Genomic DNA, 17330 nt, shown 5'->3' on the forward strand with positions numbered 1-17330 from the left:
ACTAGCGCCGGGGAATGGCTTGGCAAGCCGCTGTCTTAGCCGTGTTGGAAGCCGAGCCGGGCGGGCAGCTCGACCGCCGCGCCGTCCTCGCTGAGGGTCAGGCCCTCGCCGTGCGCGAAGCTGCCGATGCGGGTGGCGGGGACGGGGGGCGTATGATCGGGGGCAAATGCGAACAGCAATTGATAATCGTCGCCCGCGGTGGCGGCGGCAAGGCGGGCGGCGCGGGTGTCGCCGGTGAAGGCGCGGTACGAGTCGGACAGCGGCACTTGGGCGAGGTCGATGGTGACGGCGAGGCCGCTCGCTTGGGCCATGCGGTGCGCGTCGATCAGCAGGCCGTCGGACACGTCCATCATCGCGTGGACCAAAGGCGCGAGTGCCTGCCCCTCGGCAAGGCGCGGCTGCGGGCGGCGATAGGCGGCGAGCAGATCGGCGGGGCCGCTCTCCCCGCGCGCGATGGTAAGCCCGGCCCCGGCATCGCCGATCGTGCCGGTGACGTACAGCGCATCGCCCGCGCGCGCGCCGCTGCGGGAGGGGGCGTGCGCGCTGTCGCCGAGCGCGGTGAGCGTGAGCACGCGCGGGGCGTGCGGCGGGAGCGACACGGTGTCGCCGCCGAGGATCGGCGCGGCGAAGGCGGTGAGTGCGTCGGCCAGGCCGCAGAGGAAGGCGGTGTCCCAGTCTTCGGCATCGTTACCCGCTGTTCCCGCAGCGCCCGTCACCGTCACCCCGGGCTTGTCCCGGGGTCCACATTGCGGCGTCTCCTGCGGCGGTTGGTTTCGCGGCCCGGTGGACCCCGGGACAAGCCCGGGGTGACGGGTTGCGAGCGTGGGGTTCGGCTGCGAAGCACGCAACGGGTAATTCAGCATCACGCCCACCGGCACCGCGCCCTTGGCGGCGAGATCGGACAGGTTGGTCGCGACCAGCTTCCACGCGACATCCCCGGCGGGATCGCTGGCGAGATAATGCACGCCCTCGACCAAAGTATCGCTGGTCAGCACCAGCCGCCCGAGCCGCGCGGCATCGTCGCGTAAATCCAGCGCCCCTGGATGCAGCGGCAGCGCGCGCAAGGCGGCGAGGAAATCGGCTTCGGTCATGCGCGCCGGTTTAGCGGGGGTGGGGGCGGATGTCTGCGGGCTGGTGGTTAGTGGCCGTTCCGCAACAGCCTGTTGACTAGCCAGCGCACGCTAAATCCTATCGTAACGGCCACTAAACCGGTAGGCAAGGCGACCATCAACCAGAAGCTCTTATGGCACGGTGAATCAGGAAAGCAGTCGCCTAACGTTTGGCCAAGAAAGAGAAAAGCGAAGAGCGGTAATGCGCAGACTGCCGATAGCGCACATCCCCACTTCCCGCCCGTTGTACCGCCCGATCTATATTGGCCATTGCTCATAGCACCATCCTACGAGCAACCGCGACGTCTGCAACTGGGCGAGAGCGGACAATCGCCGCCTTCACTCCTCCCGCTTCGCCCCGTCCAGCCCGCGTTCCAGCCGCGCCGCCTCCACTGCCGCTGCCTCGCGCTCGGCCTTGGTGCGGCCGAAGGCGGCGCGGTTGCGGGTGGCGGTGGCGTCTGCTGCTTGACGGTCGCGGGCCTTGCGGGCGCGGCGGAGGTTGATGACCTCCGCCATGGTTAGACGCGGACGTCCTTGGCGATGGCGTCGAGCAGGCCGTTGACGAAGCCTGCCTCGCGCTTGTCGAAGAAAGCGTGCGCGACATCGACATATTCGGTGATGACGGTGCCGACCGGCACATCCGCGCGCGCCAGCAATTCATAGGTGCCCGCGCGCAGGATCGCGCGCATCGCCTTGTCGAGCCGGGCAAGGTTCCAGCCCTTGGCGAGCTTTCCGGCAATGGCGGTGTCGATTTCGCCGAGCCGCGCTTCGGTGCCCTTTACGACATCGTCGAAGAAATCGACTTCGGCCTCGGCATATTCGGCATCCTCGATCGTCGCGCCGAGGCGGTGATTGTGGAATTCGTTGAGCAACTGCGCGATCGGCGTTGCCTCCATATCATGCTGATACAGCGCCTGGACGGCAGCGAGACGGGCGGCGGCGCGCGCTTTGGAGCGGGCGGCGGTACGGGGGGTGGCGTGGGAGGACATGGGCGGGCCCTTAGGCGAAAAAGCGGGGAACGGGAAGTTGGGTGTTTTTGGGGGGGCTTCTTGCCTCCCCTCCCTGGAAGGGAGGGGATTGAGGGGTGGGTCGGCCCGTAATCGGGCGTAACATCCGCCATCAGCCGACCCACCCCCGGCCCCTCCCTTGTCAGGGAGGGGAGGAAGAGGGGGCATTGATCGCATCGCGAAGCCCGTCACCCCGGGACGAGCCCGGGGGGACGGGGGGGGTTATTTCAGCCGCAGCGCCACCGATCTGGCGTGCGCCGGGAGGCCCTCGGCTTCGGCCAGCGCCACCGCCGCCGGGCCGATTGCTGCCAGACCCTTGGGGTCCAAGTGCAGGAAGCTGGTGCGCTTCATGAAATCGAGCACCGACAGGCCGCTGGCGAAGCGCGCGCGGCGGCCGGTGGGGAGGACGTGGTTGGGGCCTGCGACATAATCGCCGATCGCTTCCGGCGTATGTCGGCCGAGGAAGACCGATCCGGCATGGCGCACCTTGTCGAACAAGGGTTGCGGATCGTCGCAGGCGAGCTCGAGATGTTCGGGCGCGAGGCGGTCGACCAGCGGCAGCGCTTCGGCGAGCGTGGCCACGAGGATGATCGCTCCGTTCGCATCCCACGCCGCGCGCGCGACCTTGGATGTGGCGAGCGTGGCGATTTGCGCGTCGACCTCAGCCGCGACGGCGTCGGCGAAAGCGGCGTCATCGGTGAACAGGATCGACTGGCTGGTCGGGTCATGCTCGCTCTGTGACAGCAGATCGGCGGCGATCCAGTCGGCGCGGTTCTGGCCGTCGGCGACGACGACGATTTCGGACGGGCCTGCGACCATGTCGATGCCAACCACGCCGTAAAGCTGGCGCTTGGCCTCGGCCACCCAGGCATTGCCGGGGCCGGTGATGACGTCGACCGGCGCGATGCGATCGGTGCCGTAAGCGAGCGCCGCGACGGCTTGCGCGCCGCCAATGCGCCACACTTCGTCCACCCCGGCAATGTGCGCGGCGGCGAGCACCAGCGGGTTGATCTCACCATCGGGGGTGGGGGTGACCATGACGACGCGATCGACGCCCGCAACTTTGGCGGGGATGGCGTTCATCAGCACCGAGCTGGGATAGGCCGCACGCCCGCCGGGGATGTAGATCCCGGCATTTTCGATCGCGTTCCAGCGCGCACCAGTGCGGATGCCGTGCGCGTCGGTCAGGTCGCTGCCCTGCGGCTTCTGCTTTTCGTGATAGGTTGCGATGCGCTGGGCGGCGAGATCGAGCGCTGCGCGCAGATCGGGGGCGAGGCCGTCATAAGCGGCGCGCCATTCTTCGCGGTCGATCTGCCAGCCGGTCGCGTCGAGATCGTGGCGGTCGAAGCTTTGGGTGTAAGCGCGCACGGCGGCGTCGCCTTCGTCGCGGACGCGCGCGATGATCGCGGTTACGTCGCGCGCGACATCGGCATCGGCTTCGCGGCGGGCGTTGACCAAAGCGGTGAAGTCCGCGGCGAAGCTGGGGGCGGTGGTGGTGAGGCGGATCATAATTTCCTCCCCTCCCGCTTGCGAGTTCGGGGTCGCCAGCGCCCCGCGCTGTCGAGGATGTGCCGGGGGCACATCCGACCCCGGACTGGGTTGGGGGAGGGAAAGTGCGTCATCATCATGCGGCAGCCTTGCTTGTCTCGGGCCCTCCCCCAGCCCCTCCCGCAAGCGGGAGGGGAGAAGAGACAGCCCGCCGAAACGCTTCGACCAGCGGCACCACCTGCCCGCGCGTCTTGAATGCGGCGCGGTTGACGATCAGGCGGCTGGTGACCTCGCAAATCACTTCGACCTCGACCAGGCCGTTTTCTTTCAGCGTGCGGCCCGACGACACCAGATCGACGATGCGCGGGGCAAGGCCGAGCAGGGGGGCGAGTTCCATCGCGCCGTTGAGTTTCACGCATTCGGCCGACACGCCACGGCGTGCGAAATGCGCCTCGGTGACGTGCGGATATTTCGTCGCGACGCGGACATGGCTCCAGCCGCGCGGATCGTCATTGGCGGCCATGTCGGCGGGCTCGGCGACCGACAGGCGGCAATGGCCGATGCCGAGATCGACCGGCGCGTAAAGCTCCGAATAATCGAACTCGGCCAGCACGTCCGACCCGACGATGCCGAGCTGCGCGGCGCCATGCGCGACGAAGGTGGCGACGTCGAACGCGCGGACGCGGATCAGGTCGATGCCGGGGTTGTTGGTCGAGAAGCGCAAGGCGCGCGAATCCTCGTCGCGGAACGCGGCTTCGGGAACGATTCCGGCGCGTTCGAGCAGCGGAACAGCCTCGGCGAGGATGCGGCCCTTGGGCACGGCGATGATGATGGGATCGGCCATATCCGCCGGGCTTTACTTAGGCGCGGGGGTGGGCGCAACAACGGGGCCGAACGACGGAGGACCATTATGGCGAGCGAGCAGAACAATCGCGGGGCGTTCCTGATCCAGCAGCATTATTGCGAGGCCAATGCCGCGCCGATCTATGGCCGGATGGCGGGCGCGGTGGCGGCGGGGCTGACGCGAGCAACCGGGATGGGCGCGCGCATCCTCGATTGGCCGGGCGAGCCGACGCGCGACGCGCTGCCGCTGCGCTTCTTCGGCGGCCTCCATGCGCTGGTGCAGGCGGGCAAGGATGATGGGCTGGCGGCGGTCTTTGCGGGAGCGGTGACCGAGCAGGCCGAAATTGTCGCCACGCTGGAGCGCGTGCTGGCCGAGCATGAGGCGGCGCTATTGCCCTGGCTCGACGGGCCGCCGCAGACCAATGAGCCGGGGCGATCGGCGGCGCTCATGCTGGGGTTGATCGAGATCGCACGGCGGCACGGGCCCAGACTCGAACTGCTCGAGATCGGGTCGAGCGCGGGGCTCAATTTGCTGATCGACCGCTATCGCTTCGATCTGGGCGGGAGTTTTTATGGGCCGGAGCATTCTCCGGTGACGATCACGCCGGTGTGGAGCGGGCCGCCCGCGCCGGTGGTGCCGCTGGAGATGGTGTCGGTGCGCGGGTGCGACGTGCAGCCGCTCGATGCGACGGATCCGGCAGTGGCGGCGCGACTGGCGGCCTATGTCTGGCCCGAGACTCCCGAGCGGCTGGTGCGGGTGCGCGCGGCGATCGCGATGCAGGTCGAACGCGGGGTCGATCTGGTGCGGGCCGATGCCGCCGACTGGGTCGAAGCGCGGCTGGCCGAGCCGCAGGAAGCGGGCGTGACGCGCGTGCTGATGCATTCGGTGGTGTGGCAATATCTCCCCGAGCCGGTGGCCGAGCGCATCCGCGCCGCGATGAAGGCGGCAGGCGCGCGGGCGAGCGCGGAGCGGCCGATCGGCTGGGTGATGATGGAGCCCGATCGGGCGCTGGGGCACCAAGTGGTGCGGGCGCGGTCGTGGCCGGGGGATGGCGCCTGGACCACGGTTGCGACGGCGCACGCGCATGGCACGTGGATCGATACGCGCGGGGAGACGGGCGATGCGTTGCCGTCGGTGGCGCTGCCCGAGGCGGCGCAAGTGCGCGTTTGATCCTCCCCGTGCCGGGGAGGATTAGGGCTCCCAATCCCGGATCGCCGCCACAATCGCGTCGGGGTTTTCCCAGGGGACGAAATGGCCGGCATCGACCTTGACCAGCGTCAGGTCGGGGACGAGCGCGTCGAGACCTTCGAGCTGGCTGGGCAGGAGGGCTGCGTCCTTGAGGCCCCATACCACCAGCGTCGGCTGTTGGATCGGCGGGAAGGGGGCGTCGAGAAACGCCGGGCGCTCGGGGGTTTCGTCGAGGTCGGGGACGAGGATCGGGCTGGCGCGATACCAGTTGAGCATCGCGGTGAGCGCGCCGGGCTGGCCCCATTGCTCGAGATAGACGGGTTTTTCCTCGGCGATCTTCGCCAGATCGGTGTGGCGCGCGAAGCTGCCGTCGAAGAAGGCGGACAGGCCGATGCTGGCAACGTGCTTTTCGAAATCGGGATTGCGGAACGCGCGGATATATTGGCTCGCGGCGCGCTGCGCCAAATCGTCGAACAGCGTGCGCTGGAAGACAAAGGGGTGCGGCGCGTTGACGATCACCAGCCGCGTGATGCGCGCCGGGTTTTGCAGCGCCGCCATCCACGCGATCGCCCCGCCCCAATCATGGCCGACCAGCGTGAAGGTGGTGAGGCCGAAATGATCGGCAAGCGCGAGCAGATCGGCGACCATCTTGTCGGGGGTATAATCGGACACCTGCGCTGGCTTGGACGAACGCGCGAAACCGCGCTGGTCGGGCGCGATGACGAAATGGTCGGTGCTGAGCTGCGGGATGACGTGCCGCCACGTGCGGTGCGATTCGGGGAAGCCGTGGAGCAGGAGGATCGGCGGATGCGCCGGGTCGCCCGCCGTCGCCACGTCGAGCGTGACGCCGGTCGGGAGGGGGATGGTGGTGAGTGAGAAGGTGGGCATCGTCATCTCCGTTTTGCCGCCCCTCCCTGGAAGGGAGGGGTTGGGGGTGGGTCGGTCTGAGGCTGGCGATTCGCCCTATTGCGGGCCGACCCACCCCTCGGTCCCCTCCCTTCCAGGGAGGGGAGGCACGTTACGGATAACTCACCGTCTTGGGCACGCCGGGGATGGGGATCCATTCCTTGTCGTCGCCCGGCACCTTGGGGAATTCGCCTGCGGTCCAGGCGCGCTTGGCTTCCTCGATTCGGTCGCGGTTGGACGAGACGAAATTCCACCAGACATGGCGCGGGGTGGTGAAGGCTTCTCCGCCGCACAGCATCGCGCGCGCACCGGTCGTCGAGCGCAGCGTCGCGGCAACGCCGGGTTTGAGCACATAGAGCGTCATCGGTTCCAGCGTCATGCCGTCGAGCGTCGCCTCACCCAGCGCGATGTAGATGGCGCGCTCGTCTGCCTCTGCGTCGATCGGCACCGCGCCACCCGCATCGAGCACGATGTCGGCGTAGATCGTGCTGGCATAAGTGGTGGTCGGCGCGCTCTGGCCCCACAGGCTGCCCATCACCACGCGCGCGCGAGCGTTAGTGGCATCGACCGTTGGCAGATCGGCCTTTGCGACATGTTCGAACGCCGGATCGCGCTCCTCATCCGCCTCGGGCAAGGCGAGCCAGGTCTGGATGCCCGACAATTCGGGGCCCGTCTCCCGCTCGGCGCTGGGCGAGCGTTCGGAATGGACGATGCCGTGCCCCGCCGTCATCAGATTGACCGCGCCGGGCTCGATCACGACATCGCTGCCGATCGAATCGCGGTGGCCGAGCGCACCCGCGAACAGATAGGTGACGGTGGCGAGATTGATGTGCGGGTGCGGGCGCACGTCGATGCCGGTGCCGACCTCCAGCCGTGCCGGGCCCATCTGGTCGAAGAAGATGAACGGCCCGACCATGGTGCGCGGCCGCGAGGGCAAGGTGCGATGCACCTTGAAACCGCCGAGATCGTGAGTCGAAGGGGTGATCGTCTGCAGGATCAGATCGTCATTGGTCATGGCTGTGCCTCCAGATCAGCGAGAATAGCGAGCAGGTCGCTCGGGAAATAGGGCTCGGTCGCTTCCGTCAGCTCGGCGCGGGTGAACCAGCGCCAGCGTGTCATCACGCGCTGTTCGAGCGCGGTGTGGCCGTGCGTTTCGATCCGGTCATGCGGCGCGCGCACCAGGAAATAGCGCTCGTCGGCGGTGACGGGCACGCCCTCGATCGTCAGAAAATCGACCACGCGGCGCAGGATTTCGGGGCCGGGATCGAGATCGAGCCCGGTTTCCTCGCGCAATTCGCGTCGGGCGGCGGCAGGGTAGCTTTCGCCCGGATCGAGCGCGCCGCCGGGGGTGCACCAGAAAGGCGGGCGGTCGTCGGGATCGAAGCGGAACAGGAGCACGCGCCCGGCCGGATCGAGCAGGACGATGCGGGCGGCGGGGCGGGGGGTGCGGGTCATGCGGCGTCGAGCTCGGGATAATGGCGGAAGATGCCGTTCTGCGAGAAGGGCAGGCGGCGCTCGCTTTTCAAATAGGCGCGGACGCCGGGCAGATCGGCGACGAGATCGTGGATGCGGATCAGGTCGGGATAAGCGGGCTCAAGCGCGGCCATCCGCTTGGGGAACATGTAGCGCAGCCCTTCGACGAGCTGGAACAGCGAGGTGTCGGCATAGGTCCAGTGATGGTCGATCAGCCATTCGCCCGGACCGCTCTTGGCCGCCTCGTCGAAATGCGTGAGGAATTTGGGCATGCGCTCTTCCCGGAACATCCTGGCGACGGCGAGTGCGGTGTCTTTCTGCTCCTCATAGGTCAGCGATCCGGCAACCGGGTGGTGGACGCTGTGGACCTCGGTGACCATGTCGGCGATCGTCAGTTGCAACTGGTTGAGCCATAGCCGATCGGCAATGCGCGACGCGCCGACCTGGTGATGATCGCCAAGGAACAGCAGGATGTTGGCGACCTGCGCAATCACCATGCCGTCGAGTTCGAGATAGGGCGGCGCGAAGGGGCCGCGCTTGGCGGCATGGTGGGCCATGTTGGCGACCAGCATGTCCTCCCCTTCGACGCGGCCGCAATCGACATAAGCGATGCCCGCCGCTTCAAGCGGAAGCCTTATAAATTCGCCACGGCCCTGGATTCCGGGCCAATACCACAGACCGTAGCGCATCGTTTATTCTCCGGGAGCCTGCGCGCGGATCGCGAGGGCGTGGATGCGGTCCCGCAACAGGTCCGCCAGCGCCTGATGGACCAGACGCTGCCGCCCAACGCGCGACAGGCCGACAAAGGCCCCGGATTCGACCGTGACCGTGAAGTGCGATTCGCCAGTGCCGTCGTCGCCCAGATGCCCGGCATGCTGGGCGCTGTCGTTGGAGATAGTGAGCGCCGTGGGGGAGAGCGCGGCTGTGAGGCGATCGCGAATCTCGTCGACGATCGGGCGGGAGGCGGTGGCAGGGTCTGTCATCGCGCCTATATAGACCGCTTTTGCATTTGAGGGAGCCGCGTGGCCCGCGACGACGACAAGAAAGATGCCGCGAGGGAGCGGCCCGCCCCGCGCTTCCACGGGCGCGTGGAGGGGACCGGGCGCGTGTGCGAGGAGCCGGGCTGCGATCAACCGGGCGAATTTCGCGCGCCGGCGGGCGATGGGCCGCGCTTCGGCGGGGACGGTCCGCGCGGTTATCGCTGGTTCTGCCTCGACCATATCCGCGCCTTCAACGCGCGCTACAATTTCTTCAACGGCATGAGCGCGGAGGAAATCCACGCGCAGCAGCGCCCGTTCGCCGGATGGGAGCGCGAGACGCGCGCGTTCGCGCATTCGGGCGGCGACGTGCCGCCGAAATGGTCCGACTTCAGCGACCCGCTCGATGCGATCGGCGCGCGCTTCCGCCGCAAGATGGAGCCCGAGCGCAAGGACGGGCGGCCTTTGTCGGAGGTCGACCGGAGATCGCTCAAGGTGTTGGGGCTCGCCCCCGATGTCGACCGGCGGGCTCTGCGCGAACGCTATGCCGAGCTGGTGCGCAAATATCACCCCGATCGCAATGGCGGCGACCGCAGTTTCGAGAGCAAGCTGCAGGACGTGATCGCCGCCTACACGCAATTGAAGAGCGCGGCGGCGTTCGCCTGAAGCGGTGGGCTGCGCGTCGCGCGATCCGCCGGGCGACCTCCTCCAATTGCGCCGCGACCGTGGCCCAGCCTTATTCGGCGCGCCAGACCGCTTCGCGCGGGGCATCGATCAAGCGGGTGATGCTGAGGTCGTGGGTGCTGTCCCGCATGTGGGGCTCCGGGGATCAATCGCGGTCGGGCGCGCCGAGCGGGAAATAATGGCGATAGGGCCGCGCCTCCTCGACGCAGCGCACCACCGCGGGGCGGGCGAGGGCGCGCGCGCGATAGGCCTTCAGCACCGCGAAGCGATCGTCGATCGGGTGGACCCAGTCGGCGTAGAAGAGCGCAGGCGCGGCGGCGCAATCGGCCAGCGTGAAGACATCGCCTGCGGCCCATGCGCGCCCCGCGAGCCGCGTGTCGAGCCAGCGATAGACTTGGTCGAGCGCGGCGGCGACGGTTGCGGCGATGTCGGGGTCGCGCCGCTCGGGTGGGCGCAGCGCGTCGACCACCGGACGCGTCATCACGTTCATCACGTGATTGTCGAACACGCGGTCGAGCATCCGCACTTCGAGCGCGGCGGCGGGATCGGCGGGAAGGAAGGTGGTCGCGCCCGGGTGGTGGGTCTGGAGATATTCGATGATCGTGCTGGTCTCGATCATGACGGTTTCGCCCTCGCGCAGCACCGGGAATTTGCCGAGCGGCCAGAGCGAGTCGAGCGTCGCCTTGTGCGCGGGGTCCTCGATCATGCGGAAGGTGAAGGGGGTCGCGTTCTCGTACAGCGCGATCAGCACTTTCCAGGTGTAGGACGAGAAGGGATGGCCGAAGATTTCGATCACCAACTGCCCTCCTTCATCCGCCGCTGACGTTCGTCCTCGGCGGCGCTCTCGACATGCCCGAACGCGCCGGTGGCGACTGGCCCGGCGGGCTCGTACGTCGCGATGATGGTGCCCCCCGGGGTGACCTCATGCGCGATCATTTTGAGCGTCAGCGACGAGGTGTCGGCACCGAACCAGCGCTTGCCGGTGCCGAGCACGACCGGGAGCGTGTAGAGCTTGAGCTGGTCGAGTAGCCCGGCGGCGAGCAGGGCGGGGTAGAGCGTGCTCGAGCCCTGGATGAGCAGATCGGGGCCGTCGCCTTGGCGAAGCGCGGCGACCGCATCGAGATCGCCGAGCCGGTGGCTGTTGGCCCATGTCAGCGGCTGCGCGCCGCGGGTGACGACATATTTGTTCGCCGCGGTGAAGGCGTCGCCCATCGCCGCCGCCTCGCCCGCGACATAGGGCCAATAGGCGGCGAAAATGTCATAGGTCCGCCGCCCGAGCAGCAAGTCATAGGGGCCGGCGAAGAAATCGCCGACCGCCGCGCCGACCGCTTCGTCGGAAACCGGGAACATCCAGCCGCCATGCGCGAAACCGTGGGTCGGATCCTCGGTCGGACCTCCCGGTGCCTGGATGACGCCGTCGAGCGACTGGAACAGGCCGCCGATGACCTTACGCATGCGCGGCCTCGCCCCCGCTTTGGCCCGGCCCGACCACGCCGAAGACGACGCCGTGCGGGTCGCTGGCGATGATGATGCGGTCGCCGCCGGGAACCTCCATCGGGCCCATCATCACGCTGCCGCCCGCTTCGGTCACCTTGGCGGCGGCCGCCTCGATATCGGGCGCGCGGAAGTAGAAGCGCCAGCTGGGGGGCGGCCCAGCACCGTCATGGGGTTGCGTCGCGCCGAAGGTCTGGTCGCCGACCGCGATGAAGCGATATTCGCCCCTCGGCCCCATCGACATCACATCGGGATAGTTCCAGCCGAACACGCTGCGGTAGAAGGCGTCGCCTGCGTCCTGATCGGGGGTGATCAGCTCGTTCCAGTTGCACTTGCCCATGCCGGTGCGGTCATACGCGGTGCTCGATGCGTCGCTGTCGCCGCGCATGATGTAGAAAGGGATGCCCTGCGGATCGGCGGCGAGGGCCATGCGGCCGACGCCCGGCATCGTCCATGGGCCCATATGCACCGCGCCGCCCGCGCTTTTGATCGCTTCGGCGGTGGCATCGACATCGCCGACGCCAAGGTAGAACAGCCAGCCGGGCCTGGCCCCGCCCGCCTGCATCTCGGGGGTGAGACGCATCACCCCGCCGACCGCACCGTCACCGGTTTCGATCATGCGGTAATCCATGTCCGGGTTGGGTTCGGCTATGCTCCATCCGATGACGTGATCGTAAAACGCCTTGGACGCGAGCGGATCGGCGCTTTGCAATTCGTACCAGATCGGGGTGCCGTGCGGGTTGGTCATCGCGGTGCTCCTTCAGGCCGTGAGGTCGAGGACGGGGGCGAACCCGCCGAAAATCATGCGCTTGCCATCGAACGGGATCGGCGTGTCCCGCATCCGCAGATCGTCGCGCATCGTGTCGAACGCCGCATCGCGTGTCCCCTTGTCGGGCCATTCGATCCACGAAAAGGCGACGGTCTCGTCCGGCGTCGCGGCAACCGCGCGGGCGAAATCGGTCAGCTTGCCGACGGGGACGTCATCGCCCCAGCACTCGACGATCCGCGTCGCACCGAGTTCAAGGAACATCGCATCGACGATGGTGGCGTGATCGATAAAGGCCTGTTTCTGGTCGGTCGGCACGGGAATGACGAAGCCATCGATATAGGGCATCGATCGTCTCCTTATGGGGGTCAGGCGGGCACGGTTTCCTCGGTGTAGAGCGCGAGCTGGTCGGCGAGCGCCTTGCGGAAGGCGGGGCGCGCGGTGCAGCGCTCGAGATAGGCGGCGAGCGTCGGGAGATCGTCGAGGATGTCCTTGGTCCGCCCGATGCGCAGCACCGAGGCCATCACCAGGTCGCCGACGGTAAAGCGCTCGCCGCCGAGATAGGGCTGGTCGCCCAGCGCCGCCGCCACCCCGCCGAGCCGGTCGCGCACCGCCGCGATCACGCTCGGGCGGCGCTGCGGCGACCAGGGCTTGTCCGCCTCGAACAGATCGCACCGCACCAGATCCATCACGAACGGTTCGACCGAGTTGAGCGCGGCGATCACCCATTGCTCGGCGATCGCTCGCCCGGCCGCGTCATCGGGTAAAAGCCCCGTGCCGCGCCGCGCGATATGCAGCACGATCGCGCCCGATTCGAACAAGGCGACATCCTCGTCGCGATAGCACGGCACCTGGCCGAACGGCTGGAAGCGGCGATGCTCGGGGGTCTTGGCATCGCGGATCAGATCGAGCGCGTACGGCGCGCCGATTTCCTCGAACGCCCAGCGCGCGCGCAGATCGCGAACCTGGCCGCGTGCGAAGGGTGGAACCCAGGCGAAGGTGGTGATGGTCGGGGTCATCGCAGGTCTCCCAAAGGTCAGAGCGCGGCTTCGGCTTCGCTGGGCATGGTATCGGTCGCCATCCAGAACGGCCCGAAGCCGTTGCCATCAGGATCCTCGACCCCGCGCGAATACATGAAGCCTTCGTCCTCGGCGCCGTGCACTTCGCGGCCACCGGCGGCGATCGCAGCGGCGGCGAAGGCGTCGACCGCCTCGCGTGTATCGAGCGCCAGCGCGAACAGGGCGGCGCTGGTTGCCCTGGCGTCGCCGGGCGGCTTGGGGGTGAGGCCGCGATAGACCTCATGGCTGAGCAGATTGAAGGTGACCGCATCGGACCACAGCATCGATGCGGCGGCCGCGTTGGAGAAGCGGGGGTCCCGTGTGCATCCGATCGCTTCGTAAAAAGCGGTCGCGGCGGCAATGTCGGCCACGGGCAGGCTGATGAAGATCCTCTTGGTCACGGCGCAACTCTCCGGTGCGATTCGCGGTTTGCATGGGATGCCGTGATTGGTTACAAAAAACAACTATGAAGGTAGAAAAAATAACTACGAAGGAGGCCCCCCCGGCGAAGCGTTGGTATAACGATGCGTGTGGAACCGCGCTGGCGCTGGAATTCGTCGGGGAGCGCTGGTCCCTGCTGATCATCCGCGAATTGCTGCTGGGGCCGCGGCGCTTCAGCGAAATTCGCGGCGGGCTGCCGGGGCTGAGCGCCAATGTGCTGACGCAGCGGCTGCAGGGGCTCGAGGCGGCGGGCATATTGGCGCGCGAGACGCTGCCGCCGCCTGCCAATGTCCAGGTCTATGCGCTGACGCCCTGGGGCTATGACGCCGAACCCGTGGTGATGGCGCTGGGGCGCTGGGCGCTGCGCTCGCCAGCGCACGACCCGTCGCTGCCCTTTTCGCGCATTGCGCTGATGCTGGCGCTGCGGATGATGTTTCATCCCGAGCGGGCGGGCGGCTTTGCGGGGGCGTTCGGTTTCGTGCTCGGCAAGGAGCATTATGGTGCCCGCATCGCCAATGGCCTGTTGACGGTCAGCCGCGGCGCGCTGGCCGATCCCGATGCGGTGTTCGCAGGCGAGCCCAATGCCTTTTTGCCCTCGCTGTTCGGCACGACGCCGCTGGCGGAGGTCGTGTCGTGGGGGCGGCTGGCGGTGCGCGGTGACGTGGCGCTCGCCGCGCGCTTCTGCACCCTGTTCGAACTGCCGCCCAAGATTGCATGAAACTCGCGTCTCGACTTCGCGCGATGCGAAGGGCTAGGGAGGGGCCAACCACCTTGCAGAGCATTCAGCAATGACCACGATTCCGAACACCCAGCCCGACAGCCGCGAGACCACGATCCTCGACGCGCCCGACCAGATGAAGAAGGTCCGCGACCTGTTCGGGATCGATTCGGACATGGAAGTCCCGGCGTTCAGCGAAGCCGATGAGCGCGTGCCCGATCTCGACCCGACCTATGTGTTCGATAAGGACACCACGCTCGCGATTTGCGCGGGCTTTGCGCACAACCGCCGCGTGATGGTGCAGGGCTATCACGGCACCGGCAAATCCACGCACATCGAGCAAGTCGCCGCGCGGCTGAACTGGCCGTGCATCCGCATCAACCTCGACGCGCATATCAGCCGCATCGACTTGATCGGGCGCGATGCGATCGTGCTGAAGGACGGCCAGCAGGTCACCGAATTCCGCGAGGGGCTGCTGCCCTGGGCGCTGCAGACGCCGACCGCCTTGGTGTTCGACGAATATGATGCGGGCCGCCCCGACGTGATGTTCGTGATCCAGCGCGTGCTGGAAACCGAGGGCAAGTTGACGCTGCTCGACCAGAACCGCGTGATCCGCCCCAACCCCTATTTCCGCTTGTTCGCCACCGCCAATACGGTGGGCCTGGGCGATACGTCGGGCCTGTACCACGGTACGCAGCAGATCAACCAGGGCCAGATGGACCGCTGGAACATCGTGGTGACGCTCAATTATCTGCCAGCGGCGGTCGAGGCGCGGATCGTGCTCGCCAAATCGGGCGAATATGATCACCCCGAGGGCAAGAAGCAGGTCGAGAATATGGTGCGCGTGGCGGACCTCACGCGGCGCGGCTTCATCAATGGCGACATTTCGACGGTGATGAGCCCGCGCACGGTGATCACCTGGGCGCAGAACACGCTGATCTTCGGCGATGTCGGCTTTGCCTTCCGCTTGTCGTTCCTCAACAAATGCGACGAGACCGAGCGCAGCCTGGTGGCGGAATATTATCAGCGGGTGTTCGGCAAGGATCTGCCCGAAAGCGTGGTGGCACAGTGATGCTCGCGCTGCTCCTGCTTCAGGCGGCAGCGCCCGCCCCCGCCGCAGCGCCTGCGCCTGCACCCTGGGCGGTGCAGACCCGCGCCAATGGCGCGAATGTGTCGACATCGAGTTCGGCCTGGTCGACCGACGCCAAGGCGCGCCTGGTCGTGCGTTGTGACGTGACCAACGAAAAGATCGTGTCGATCCAGTTCATCCCCAAGCCGGGCTTTGCAGCGGCGCTGCCGCGCCCGGTGTCGATCAATGTCGACGATGGCGGCTGGCTCGGCACCAACTGGCAATTTCCGGGCAGCGGGGCGTTCATCAGCAACGATGCGGTCGTCAGCAACCTGTCCGTCATGATCGCGCACGGCAAATCGATCCGCGTCCGCGTGATCGACCCCGAGGAAAAGGTGGTGGAGGCGCAGTTCGTCGGCCCGGGCGAAGCGCCGATCCGGCAAGTGCTGTCGGCCTGTGGCTATGAGTTCGGCAAGGCCCCGTCGCGCGGACCCGCCCCTCCTGCGGCCGGGCCAGCCACGCCCGAGGCGAGTGACGATCAATGACGGTGCCTGTGCCGGGAAAGGGGGATTGCCGATGAGCGACTTCACGCTGGGGCGGCTCAACCATGTCGGCATCGCCACGCCGTCGATCGAACGGTCGATCGCTTTGTACCGCGACGTGCTGGGCGCGACCCATATCGGCGAGCCGTTCGATTTGCCCGCGCAGGGCGTGAAAGTGTGCTTCATCGACACGCCCAACACCCAGATCGAACTGATCGAGCCGTATGACGACAGCTCGCCGATTGCGGGCTTCCTGCGCAAGAACCCGGCCGGGGGGCAGCATCATGTCTGTTTCGAAGTGCCCGAAATCCATGCCGCCGTCGCCGCGCTGAAGGCGAAGGGCGTGACGATCCTGGGCGAACCGCGCATCGGCGCGCATGGCACGCCGATCGTGTTCCTCCACCCTAAGGATATGGGGGGCGTGCTGGTCGAAGTGATGGAGACGCCCGCGCTGGCGCACGGCTGACGCGGGTCGCCCCGTGACATAGGCGAGTGGACGCAGGCCATGTTCGCTCTGTAGGGACGGATCGAAACGACGTTGCGTGGGTGCGGCTTTGCCCGGACAGCATGCGCGCGAAGATAGGGAGAGGCCATGACCGACACGATGATCCAGCAGGAACGGCGCGGCGACGTGCTGGTGCTGACGCTCAACCGGCCCGAGCGGCTGAACGCCGCGCCGCCCGAAATGTTCGTGGAATTGCGCGAGGCTTTGGGGGCGCTGGACGGTGCGCGCGCGGTGTTGATCGCGGCGAACGGGCGCGGCTTTTGTTCGGGCGCGGATGTTGGCGGCGGGGCGTTGGGCAGCCATGATCCGGGCAACACCACGTTCAAGGCGCTGACCGAGGCGTATAACCCGACGATCGCGGCGATTGCCGATCTTGGCGTGCCGGTGGTGAGTGCGGTGCGCGGGCCGGCGGCGGGGATCGGCTGCAGCCTGGCGCTGGCCGCCGATTTCTGTGTGGTGAGCGAGACGGCGTATTTCCTGCAGGCGTTCGTCAATATCGGGCTGGTGCCCGATGGCGGCGCAAGCTGGATGCTGCCGCGCCTGATCGGGCGGGCACGCGCGACCGAGATGATGCTGCTGGGCGAGCGCGTCGCGGCGGCCAAGGCGCTCGACTGGGGCATGATCCACAAGGTCGTCGCCGACGATGCGCTTGATGCCGAGGCGTTCGCTTTGGCCGAACGGCTGGCGGCGGGGCCGACGCTCGCGATTGGGCTGATGCGGCGGCAAATCCGCCATGCCTATGAAGTCGATTATGCCGCCGCGATGCTGCAAGAGGCCGAGAACCAGCGCACCGTGCGCGGCAGTGCGGATTCGATGGAGGGCGGCATCGCCTTCCTGCAAAAGCGCAAGCCGGTGTTCAAGGGGGCGTAAATTCCCCTCCCGCTTGCGAGTTGTGCAAATGGTGCAGGTAAATCGTGCCCCCGGCACGATTTAGGAATTGCTGGGAGCAATTCCGACCTGCACCAGTTGCACAACTGGGTTAGGGGAGGGCATGGACGACGCCCTATCCTGACATGCCCTCCCCCAGCCCCTCCCGCAGGCGGGAGGGGAGTGCTAGAGGC

The 17330-nt window shown here is 67.4% G+C and carries 23 protein-coding genes; 7 read left to right on the forward strand and 16 right to left on the reverse strand.

All coding sequences use genetic code 11. From position 1 onward, the window contains the following. Window positions 1-35: 35 nt before the first annotated feature. From H4W01_RS02825 to hisG, 5 genes are all read right to left on the reverse strand, one after another. On the reverse strand, window positions 36-1091 hold the full coding sequence (locus tag H4W01_RS02825) for a thiamine-phosphate kinase (protein ID WP_209609819.1): 1056 nt from the start codon (window positions 1089-1091) through the stop codon (window positions 36-38). A gap of 357 nt (window positions 1092-1448) precedes the next feature. After that, window positions 1449-1625 (reverse strand): DUF4169 family protein, encoded by a 177-nt coding sequence (locus H4W01_RS02830; RefSeq protein WP_209609820.1) that lies wholly within the window; start codon window positions 1623-1625, stop codon window positions 1449-1451. Window positions 1626-1627: 2 nt separating this feature from the next. Further along, window positions 1628-2098 carry a transcription antitermination factor NusB gene (gene nusB, locus H4W01_RS02835; RefSeq protein WP_010407265.1) on the reverse strand — a complete coding sequence of 157 codons (471 nt, stop codon included), beginning with the start codon at window positions 2096-2098 and terminating at the stop codon, window positions 1628-1630. 240 nt (window positions 2099-2338) lie between these two features. Continuing rightward, window positions 2339-3625: a histidinol dehydrogenase gene (gene hisD, locus H4W01_RS02840; RefSeq protein WP_209609821.1), complete on the reverse strand. Its 1287-nt coding sequence runs from the start codon at window positions 3623-3625 to the stop codon at window positions 2339-2341. A gap of 115 nt (window positions 3626-3740) precedes the next feature. Further along, entirely contained in the window at window positions 3741-4448 is a 708-nt protein-coding gene (gene hisG / locus H4W01_RS02845; RefSeq protein WP_209609822.1) for an ATP phosphoribosyltransferase, read from the reverse strand. A 66-nt stretch (window positions 4449-4514) separates the two neighbouring features. On the opposite strand from hisG, the gene H4W01_RS02850 reads away from it, so the two are divergent. Then, window positions 4515-5618, forward strand: a complete 1104-nt coding sequence (locus tag H4W01_RS02850; RefSeq protein ID WP_209609823.1) for a DUF2332 domain-containing protein — start codon at window positions 4515-4517, stop codon at window positions 5616-5618. 21 nt (window positions 5619-5639) lie between these two features. On the opposite strand, the gene H4W01_RS02855 is transcribed toward H4W01_RS02850, so the two are convergent. The 5 genes from H4W01_RS02855 to H4W01_RS02875 form a co-directional block, all read right to left on the reverse strand. Continuing rightward, window positions 5640-6524: an alpha/beta fold hydrolase gene (locus H4W01_RS02855; RefSeq protein WP_209609824.1), complete on the reverse strand. Its 885-nt coding sequence runs from the start codon at window positions 6522-6524 to the stop codon at window positions 5640-5642. A gap of 130 nt (window positions 6525-6654) precedes the next feature. Beyond that, the gene (locus tag H4W01_RS02860) at window positions 6655-7557 is read right to left on the reverse strand and encodes a pirin family protein (RefSeq protein ID WP_209609825.1); all 903 of its coding nucleotides are present in this window, start codon (window positions 7555-7557) and stop codon (window positions 6655-6657) included. Further along, on the reverse strand, window positions 7554-7997 hold the full coding sequence (locus H4W01_RS02865) for an NUDIX hydrolase (protein ID WP_209609826.1): 444 nt from the start codon (window positions 7995-7997) through the stop codon (window positions 7554-7556). The genes H4W01_RS02860 and H4W01_RS02865 overlap by 4 nt, the downstream gene beginning before the upstream one ends. Then, a complete protein-coding gene (locus H4W01_RS02870; RefSeq protein WP_209609827.1) occupies window positions 7994-8704 on the reverse strand; it encodes a glutathione S-transferase in 711 nt (236 codons plus the stop codon). Before H4W01_RS02870 ends, H4W01_RS02865 begins: the two co-directional genes overlap by 4 nt. 3 nt (window positions 8705-8707) lie before the next feature. Further along, a complete protein-coding gene (locus H4W01_RS02875) occupies window positions 8708-8998 on the reverse strand; it encodes a BolA family protein (RefSeq protein WP_209609828.1) in 291 nt (96 codons plus the stop codon). A gap of 39 nt (window positions 8999-9037) precedes the next feature. Here H4W01_RS02875 and H4W01_RS02880 point away from each other — a divergent pair, with 39 nt between their 5' ends. Then, window positions 9038-9658, forward strand: coding sequence for a J domain-containing protein (locus tag H4W01_RS02880; protein WP_209609829.1), 621 nt, complete (start codon window positions 9038-9040; stop codon window positions 9656-9658). A 163-nt stretch (window positions 9659-9821) separates the two neighbouring features. On the opposite strand, the gene H4W01_RS02885 is transcribed toward H4W01_RS02880, so the two are convergent. Genes H4W01_RS02885 through H4W01_RS02910 form a run of 6 tightly spaced genes read right to left on the reverse strand, consistent with a single transcriptional unit; the run spans window position 9822 to window position 13395 of the window. Next, window positions 9822-10472 (reverse strand): glutathione S-transferase family protein, encoded by a 651-nt coding sequence (locus H4W01_RS02885; protein ID WP_334685127.1) that lies wholly within the window; start codon window positions 10470-10472, stop codon window positions 9822-9824. Beyond that, complete coding sequence (locus H4W01_RS02890; RefSeq protein ID WP_209609831.1) at window positions 10469-11131, reverse strand: dihydrofolate reductase family protein; 663 nt, start codon at window positions 11129-11131, stop codon at window positions 10469-10471. Before H4W01_RS02890 ends, H4W01_RS02885 begins: the two co-directional genes overlap by 4 nt. Beyond that, a complete protein-coding gene (locus H4W01_RS02895; RefSeq protein WP_209609832.1) occupies window positions 11124-11918 on the reverse strand; it encodes a VOC family protein in 795 nt (264 codons plus the stop codon). The genes H4W01_RS02890 and H4W01_RS02895 overlap by 8 nt, the downstream gene beginning before the upstream one ends. Before the next feature lie 12 nt (window positions 11919-11930). Continuing rightward, complete coding sequence (locus H4W01_RS02900) at window positions 11931-12284, reverse strand: DUF1428 domain-containing protein (RefSeq protein ID WP_209609833.1); 354 nt, start codon at window positions 12282-12284, stop codon at window positions 11931-11933. A 20-nt stretch (window positions 12285-12304) separates the two neighbouring features. Then, window positions 12305-12955 carry a glutathione S-transferase family protein gene (locus H4W01_RS02905; RefSeq protein ID WP_209609834.1) on the reverse strand — a complete coding sequence of 217 codons (651 nt, stop codon included), beginning with the start codon at window positions 12953-12955 and terminating at the stop codon, window positions 12305-12307. A gap of 17 nt (window positions 12956-12972) precedes the next feature. Continuing rightward, on the reverse strand, window positions 12973-13395 hold the full coding sequence (locus tag H4W01_RS02910) for a VOC family protein (RefSeq protein WP_209609835.1): 423 nt from the start codon (window positions 13393-13395) through the stop codon (window positions 12973-12975). A gap of 65 nt (window positions 13396-13460) precedes the next feature. Here H4W01_RS02910 and H4W01_RS02915 point away from each other — a divergent pair, with 65 nt between their 5' ends. From H4W01_RS02915 to H4W01_RS02935, 5 genes are all read left to right on the forward strand, one after another. Next, window positions 13461-14153: a winged helix-turn-helix transcriptional regulator gene (locus H4W01_RS02915; RefSeq protein WP_209609836.1), complete on the forward strand. Its 693-nt coding sequence runs from the start codon at window positions 13461-13463 to the stop codon at window positions 14151-14153. Between the two features lie 70 nt (window positions 14154-14223). After that, window positions 14224-15225 (forward strand): cobaltochelatase subunit CobS, encoded by a 1002-nt coding sequence (cobS, locus tag H4W01_RS02920; protein WP_010407303.1) that lies wholly within the window; start codon window positions 14224-14226, stop codon window positions 15223-15225. Beyond that, the gene (locus H4W01_RS02925) at window positions 15225-15767 is read left to right on the forward strand and encodes a hypothetical protein (RefSeq protein ID WP_209609837.1); all 543 of its coding nucleotides are present in this window, start codon (window positions 15225-15227) and stop codon (window positions 15765-15767) included. The genes cobS and H4W01_RS02925 overlap by 1 nt, the downstream gene beginning before the upstream one ends. A gap of 31 nt (window positions 15768-15798) precedes the next feature. Beyond that, window positions 15799-16230 (forward strand): methylmalonyl-CoA epimerase, encoded by a 432-nt coding sequence (gene mce, locus H4W01_RS02930; RefSeq protein ID WP_209609838.1) that lies wholly within the window; start codon window positions 15799-15801, stop codon window positions 16228-16230. A gap of 126 nt (window positions 16231-16356) precedes the next feature. Next, window positions 16357-17139, forward strand: coding sequence for an enoyl-CoA hydratase-related protein (locus H4W01_RS02935; protein WP_209609839.1), 783 nt, complete (start codon window positions 16357-16359; stop codon window positions 17137-17139). Window positions 17140-17330 lie beyond the last annotated feature (191 nt).

It is taken from the genome of Sphingomonas sp. PL20, assembly GCF_017875905.1.
GTDB lineage: Bacteria > Pseudomonadota > Alphaproteobacteria > Sphingomonadales > Sphingomonadaceae > Sphingomonas > Sphingomonas echinoides.

Bases quoted from the DNA above. Each gene is read 5' to 3' on its own strand.
- H4W01_RS02825 (WP_209609819.1), bottom strand. From the start codon at position 1,091: ATGACCGAAGCCGATTTCCTCGCCGCCTTGCGCGCGCTGCCGCTGCAT.
- H4W01_RS02830 (WP_209609820.1), bottom strand. From the start codon at position 1,625: ATGGCGGAGGTCATCAACCTCCGCCGCGCCCGCAAGGCCCGCGACCGT.
- nusB (WP_010407265.1), bottom strand. From the start codon at position 2,098: ATGTCCTCCCACGCCACCCCCCGTACCGCCGCCCGCTCCAAAGCGCGC.
- hisD (WP_209609821.1), bottom strand. From the start codon at position 3,625: ATGATCCGCCTCACCACCACCGCCCCCAGCTTCGCCGCGGACTTCACC.
- hisG (WP_209609822.1), bottom strand. From the start codon at position 4,448: ATGGCCGATCCCATCATCATCGCCGTGCCCAAGGGCCGCATCCTCGCC.
- H4W01_RS02850 (WP_209609823.1), top strand. From the start codon at position 4,515: ATGGCGAGCGAGCAGAACAATCGCGGGGCGTTCCTGATCCAGCAGCAT.
- H4W01_RS02855 (WP_209609824.1), bottom strand. From the start codon at position 6,524: ATGCCCACCTTCTCACTCACCACCATCCCCCTCCCGACCGGCGTCACG.
- H4W01_RS02860 (WP_209609825.1), bottom strand. From the start codon at position 7,557: ATGACCAATGACGATCTGATCCTGCAGACGATCACCCCTTCGACTCAC.
- H4W01_RS02865 (WP_209609826.1), bottom strand. From the start codon at position 7,997: ATGACCCGCACCCCCCGCCCCGCCGCCCGCATCGTCCTGCTCGATCCG.
- H4W01_RS02870 (WP_209609827.1), bottom strand. From the start codon at position 8,704: ATGCGCTACGGTCTGTGGTATTGGCCCGGAATCCAGGGCCGTGGCGAA.
- H4W01_RS02875 (WP_209609828.1), bottom strand. From the start codon at position 8,998: ATGACAGACCCTGCCACCGCCTCCCGCCCGATCGTCGACGAGATTCGC.
- H4W01_RS02890 (WP_209609831.1), bottom strand. From the start codon at position 11,131: ATGCGTAAGGTCATCGGCGGCCTGTTCCAGTCGCTCGACGGCGTCATC.
- H4W01_RS02895 (WP_209609832.1), bottom strand. From the start codon at position 11,918: ATGACCAACCCGCACGGCACCCCGATCTGGTACGAATTGCAAAGCGCC.
- H4W01_RS02900 (WP_209609833.1), bottom strand. From the start codon at position 12,284: ATGCCCTATATCGATGGCTTCGTCATTCCCGTGCCGACCGACCAGAAA.
- H4W01_RS02905 (WP_209609834.1), bottom strand. From the start codon at position 12,955: ATGACCCCGACCATCACCACCTTCGCCTGGGTTCCACCCTTCGCACGC.
- H4W01_RS02915 (WP_209609836.1), top strand. From the start codon at position 13,461: ATGAAGGTAGAAAAAATAACTACGAAGGAGGCCCCCCCGGCGAAGCGT.
- cobS (WP_010407303.1), top strand. From the start codon at position 14,224: ATGACCACGATTCCGAACACCCAGCCCGACAGCCGCGAGACCACGATC.
- H4W01_RS02925 (WP_209609837.1), top strand. From the start codon at position 15,225: ATGCTCGCGCTGCTCCTGCTTCAGGCGGCAGCGCCCGCCCCCGCCGCA.
- mce (WP_209609838.1), top strand. From the start codon at position 15,799: ATGAGCGACTTCACGCTGGGGCGGCTCAACCATGTCGGCATCGCCACG.
- H4W01_RS02935 (WP_209609839.1), top strand. From the start codon at position 16,357: ATGACCGACACGATGATCCAGCAGGAACGGCGCGGCGACGTGCTGGTG.